A 4438-nucleotide genomic window follows, 5' to 3' on the forward strand; every position below is an offset into this window, starting at 1 on the left:
GCCCTGTGGGAGCGGGCGCGCCCGCGAAGCAGGCAACGCAGTGGATGGCACCGGCTTTGCCGGTGTTCGCGGGCACGCCCGCTCCCACAGGGGGCCGCGCCAGCTTTTAGAAATTGAGCAAGACAGTTGCTCCCACCTAAACCGAGCAGCCTTCTGGATTCGGGCAAGGCAACTGTTCTCTAAAACACTTCAGCGGCTCTTATACGCGTGGTTCTACGGTCACCCAGTAGCGGGTCAGGCCCTGGATGGCCACTGGCAGGGTGTCGCCCAGCAGCCGCAGGCTGGCATCGGTATCGGCCAGTGGAAAGGCGCCAGACACTTTCAGCTCGCGCACCTGTGGGTGGCAACGCAGTACACCGGGGCGATAGCGGCCCAGCTCGTGCAACAGGTCGGCCAGGCGCATGTCACGGGCCAGCAGCATGCCGTGTTCCCAGGCCAGATCGCCGGTTTCCAGCGCAGTGGCGGGCAAGACCCGGTCGCTATCGAAGGCGCCACGCTCGCCTGCCTTGAGCAGCAGGCCAGTGGCTGTATGCACGGGGCGGATGCTGACTGCGCCTTCAAGCACGGCCACCCGGGTCAGCGGGCCGTCGATGCGCACGCTGAAGCGGGTACCCAGCGCGATGGCCTGGCCATGCAGGGTGCGCACCAAAAGCGGTCGGGTTGGGGTGACCAGGTCTTTGGCGCTGGTGACCAGGATTTCGCCCGCCAGCAGGTCAATGCGTCGTTGTTGTGCATCGAAGGTGATATCAATGGCCGTGTCGGTGTTCAGCAACACCTGGCTGCCATCGGCAAGCGTCAACGGCCGTTGTTCGCCGACTGCCGTACGGGCGTCGGCGGTCCACTGCTGCCAGGGTGTTTCTCGCCAAGCCAGCCAGGCCGCCGGTGCGGCCAGCAGCCACAACCCCAGGCGGTGCAGCGCCTGGCGGCGGCTGACTGCACCGTTGCGGCTCAGGCGGCGCAGGGTTTCACCGGTAACCGGGGTGGGCAGGCGGCGCAAGTCACCCAGGATCGCCTCGGCACGCTGCCACGCCTGGGCGTGCTGGGCGCTGCGCTGGCACCAGGCCTGCACCGCGCGATGATCGTCCTCGGTGGCCGTGCCCGATTGCAGTTGCACCAGCCAATCGGCGGCTTCGCCAAGAATCAGCGGGTCGATGCGTGGGCTCATCAATCGATGCTCAGGCAGGCGAGGAATGCCGTGCGCATGTCGCGCTTGATGGTGATCAGCGACACCTGCAACTGCTCGGCAATTTGCACGTAGGTCAGCCCGTCCAGTTGCGACAGCAGGAACACCTGGCGCACCCGGGCTGGCAGGTCGCGCAGCATGGCGTCGATGCGATACAGGGTTTCGAGGATCAGCCAGCGCGTTTCCGGGGAGGGCACCTCGGGCTCCGGTAGGTGGGCGATGGCTTCCAGATAGGCGCGCTCCACATCCTGGCGCCGCCAGCGGTCGACTACCAGGGCCTTGGCAATGTGGGTAAGCAAGGCCCTGGGCTCCGTGCCGAAACTGCTGCTGCCCTGGCGGCTGAGCAGGCGTACGAAGGTGTCATGGGCCAGGTCGGCGGCATCGCAGGCGTTGCCCAGCTTGCGCCCCAACCACCCTTGCAGCCAGCCATGGTGCTCGGTGTAAAGCGTCTGGACCTGCAGGTTGAGCGTGGGGTCGTTGGGCGGCATGACGGGCGAGGGGTGCAATTAAGAATTGATCGCATTCTAAACACCTGCCCGTCAACCTGGCAATCCGCGTTTCTTAGCGGCAATTGCCTGCTTTGCGATAGCCGGCTGCCTGCGCCTCACCCTCGGTGGTGAAGCTGACCTGGTTTTTCGCCGCCACCTGGTTGTAGCCCGGGCAGCCCACGGACAGGTGATAGACATGGCTGTTGCGGTTGCCCAGCACCGCCCCCACAGGCGCGGCACTGGCCAGGCTCGGTTTGGCCTGCGCCTTGGGCGCTTCGCCCGGCACTGCCTGCACCACGCCGCTGCCAACCGGCTTGTAGTCGGCCGTCCATTTGCGCTCCCCGCTCACGAACGGGTTGCCATGCCCCATGATCCCGGCAATGCGCCGGTCGCGCTCTTTCTCCCAGGCCGACACCGGGTGTTGCTTGTCCCAGGCCATCAGCAGTTGTTGCTGCTGGCGCGACATGCTCAGTTGGTAACGGTCGAACATGTAGAACGTGGTGCGAGCCACCAGGCCTTTCACTTCGTCACGCGGTTCGGCGGCGCGCTGGACGAAGTCGACCTTGGTGGTGCACTGGCCATATTCGCCGGCATTGCCAGCGACCATGCCGTAGTTGAAGTTGCTGCGGTCGCCGTTCACTTCACCCACGGACGGGTACAGGTTGAACAGGTCGGCTTCCATGGCGCGGAACACCGGGTCGTTGTCTACGCAGTGCTCACGGCCGCCGTTCTTCCAGCACTGGCGCTGGTTGCCAAACGTGTAGGCGGGCACGATGTGTTCCCACTCGGTGCGCTCGGCACGGTTCTGCTGTTTGCGCGTCTGATAGCCGCACGAAGCGGCATCGATGCGCCCACCGGACTTGCCCACCCAGGTCCATTTGCAGCCGCAGTACAGCTCGCCCATGGCACTGCTGGCCTGGTCCATGTACACCTTCTGCTTGGCCACCACCTTGGCCTCGGTGAAGGTCGCGGGTGGGTTGGCAAAGGCAGGAAGGGTGAAGGAAAACACTAAGGTTACGGCGTAAAGCAGTGATTTCATGAGAAAAACATATTTCAGATTGGGGCGCGCATTGTAATGTTTTCGCCGTGGCTGACCAGCTCGCTGAGCCATACCAATGGTCGGCTCGGTTCGTCGCTGGCCATGCGGCTGAACGTGGCCGAGTCGAGCATGTCCCTCACCTGGGTGCCCATGCGCAGCAGGCGCTCGATGAAACCGGCGCCGACGTCGCCGTAGTCCTCCAGCGATACACCGCTCTGGTTATGCTGGATTGCCAGGTGGTAGTGGCTGACGCCGGCGCCATCGCCACTCCCGCCCAGTACCACCGTAAAGCGTGGGCCTAGAAGGCTGGCCATGCGCTGCTGGACGAGGTCGAGGAGGGCGACCGGGACTTCATCGTGTCGCAGTGCAGTGGGGAAGCAAGGCGTGAAGGGGGGCATGGGCATGTCCTGCTGGGCGGGGTTTGAATGCTGGCCAGCTTAGGCAAGGTGACTGTCAACTTGGGTTAAGCGGGAGTAAAAGCGGGTAAGACCAGGCAATGCGTTTCCCTGTAGGAGCGGCCTTGCGTCGCGATGGGCTGCGCAGCAGCCCCAAAAATGGTTGCCTTGACGCTGAATCCCCGGGGCTGCTGCGCAGCCCATCGCGACGCAAGGCCGCTCCTACAAGGGAGCGCGCAAGGCAACGGGCCTGCAATCAGAAGGTCTGCCCCAGCGAGAACTGGAAGATTTGCGTCTCGGCGTTGTCCGGCTTTTTCAGCGGTGCCGCCAGGCTGAAGCTCAGCGGCCCCATCGGGCTGTACCAGGTCACGCCGACCCCCAGCGACACGGCCATCTGCGCCAGGTCCACGCTGCCGCAGCCCTGGGTGGTCGACAGGTAGCAGGTGTCGGCATAGACGTTGCCGGCGTCGACGAATACCGAACTGCGCAGCTGGGTCTGGTCCTTCACGAACGGCAACGGGAAGATGTACTCGGCACCCCCGGTAATCAGGATATTGCCCCCCAGCACGTCGGTGTCGCGGTCGGAATAATAGGCTTGGCCAGCGCTGGCATAGGTGCCTGTGGCCGGGGTATTGCGTGGGCCCAGGCCACCATCCTTGAAGCCGCGCACCGAACCCAGGCCGCCTGCGGTGTAGCTTTCATAGAACGGCAGGCCGTCGGTGGAGCCGTAGCCGTTGCCATAGCCCAGGCTGGTGTGCAAGCGCAGCGAGGTCTTGGCGGTGACCGGCAGGTAGGTCTGGCCGTTGTAGTCCAGTTTGTAGAACGAAAGATCGCTGCCGGGCGTGGTGGCCATCAGGGTCAGGCTTTGCGAGTGACCTCGGGTGGCCAGCACGCCCTTGTTCAGGGTGGATTCAGACCAGCCAATCGACGCTTTGAGGTTGTTGAAGCTCTTGCCCTCGCGTGCGATGAAGTCGTAGATCTCGTCGGCGCTGTAGGTGCCGGGCGAAATGTCGTCGTGTTGCAGGGTCAGGCCGTAGGTCAGGCGCGAGGTTTCGTTGATCGGGTAGCCAAAGCTGACCCCGGCGCCGTAGCTGTTGATTGCATAGTACGAAACGCCATCGTCGTAGTAATCGCTGTAGTCAGTACTGCTGTAGAAGGCGTTGTAGCCCAGGCTGACACCGTCGGCGGTGAAGTAGGGGTCGGTGAAGCCAAAGTTGTACTTGGTCTGGTACTCGCTGCGGGTCAGGCCGACGGACACCTTGTTACCGGTACCCAGGAAGTTGCTCTGGCTGATCGAACCACCCAGGATCAGGCCCGCGCTCTGGGCGAAGCC

5 protein-coding genes are annotated in these 4438 nt (G+C 63.9%); all 5 read right to left on the reverse strand.

Annotation, left to right across the window (positions count from 1 at the left end):
* Positions 1–199: 199 nt before the first annotated feature.
* A complete protein-coding gene (locus ACQKPZ_RS27985) occupies positions 200–1165 on the reverse strand; it encodes a FecR domain-containing protein (protein WP_427544496.1) in 966 nt (321 codons plus the stop codon).
* On the reverse strand, positions 1165–1671 hold the full coding sequence (locus tag ACQKPZ_RS27990) for a sigma-70 family RNA polymerase sigma factor (protein WP_427544498.1): 507 nt from the start codon (positions 1669–1671) through the stop codon (positions 1165–1167). Before ACQKPZ_RS27990 ends, ACQKPZ_RS27985 begins: the two co-directional genes overlap by 1 nt.
* Before the next feature lie 73 nt (positions 1672–1744).
* Positions 1745–2710, reverse strand: a complete 966-nt coding sequence (locus ACQKPZ_RS27995) for an endonuclease (protein WP_427544501.1) — start codon at positions 2708–2710, stop codon at positions 1745–1747.
* Positions 2711–2724: 14 nt separating this feature from the next.
* Positions 2725–3108 (reverse strand): hypothetical protein, encoded by a 384-nt coding sequence (locus tag ACQKPZ_RS28000; protein WP_427544503.1) that lies wholly within the window; start codon positions 3106–3108, stop codon positions 2725–2727.
* A 253-nt stretch (positions 3109–3361) separates the two neighbouring features.
* On the reverse strand, positions 3362–4438 hold a 1077-nt coding region (gene bamA / locus ACQKPZ_RS28005), incomplete at its 5' end, for an outer membrane protein assembly factor BamA (RefSeq protein WP_427544506.1).

It is taken from the genome of Pseudomonas sp. NPDC089547 (assembly GCF_050280665.1).
In the GTDB taxonomy this organism is placed as follows: domain Bacteria; phylum Pseudomonadota; class Gammaproteobacteria; order Pseudomonadales; family Pseudomonadaceae; genus Aquipseudomonas.

Bases quoted from the DNA above. Each gene is read 5' to 3' on its own strand.
- ACQKPZ_RS27985 (WP_427544496.1), bottom strand. From the start codon at position 1,165: ATGAGCCCACGCATCGACCCGCTGATTCTTGGCGAAGCCGCCGATTGG.
- ACQKPZ_RS27990 (WP_427544498.1), bottom strand. From the start codon at position 1,671: ATGCCGCCCAACGACCCCACGCTCAACCTGCAGGTCCAGACGCTTTAC.
- ACQKPZ_RS27995 (WP_427544501.1), bottom strand. From the start codon at position 2,710: ATGAAATCACTGCTTTACGCCGTAACCTTAGTGTTTTCCTTCACCCTT.
- ACQKPZ_RS28000 (WP_427544503.1), bottom strand. From the start codon at position 3,108: ATGCCCCCCTTCACGCCTTGCTTCCCCACTGCACTGCGACACGATGAA.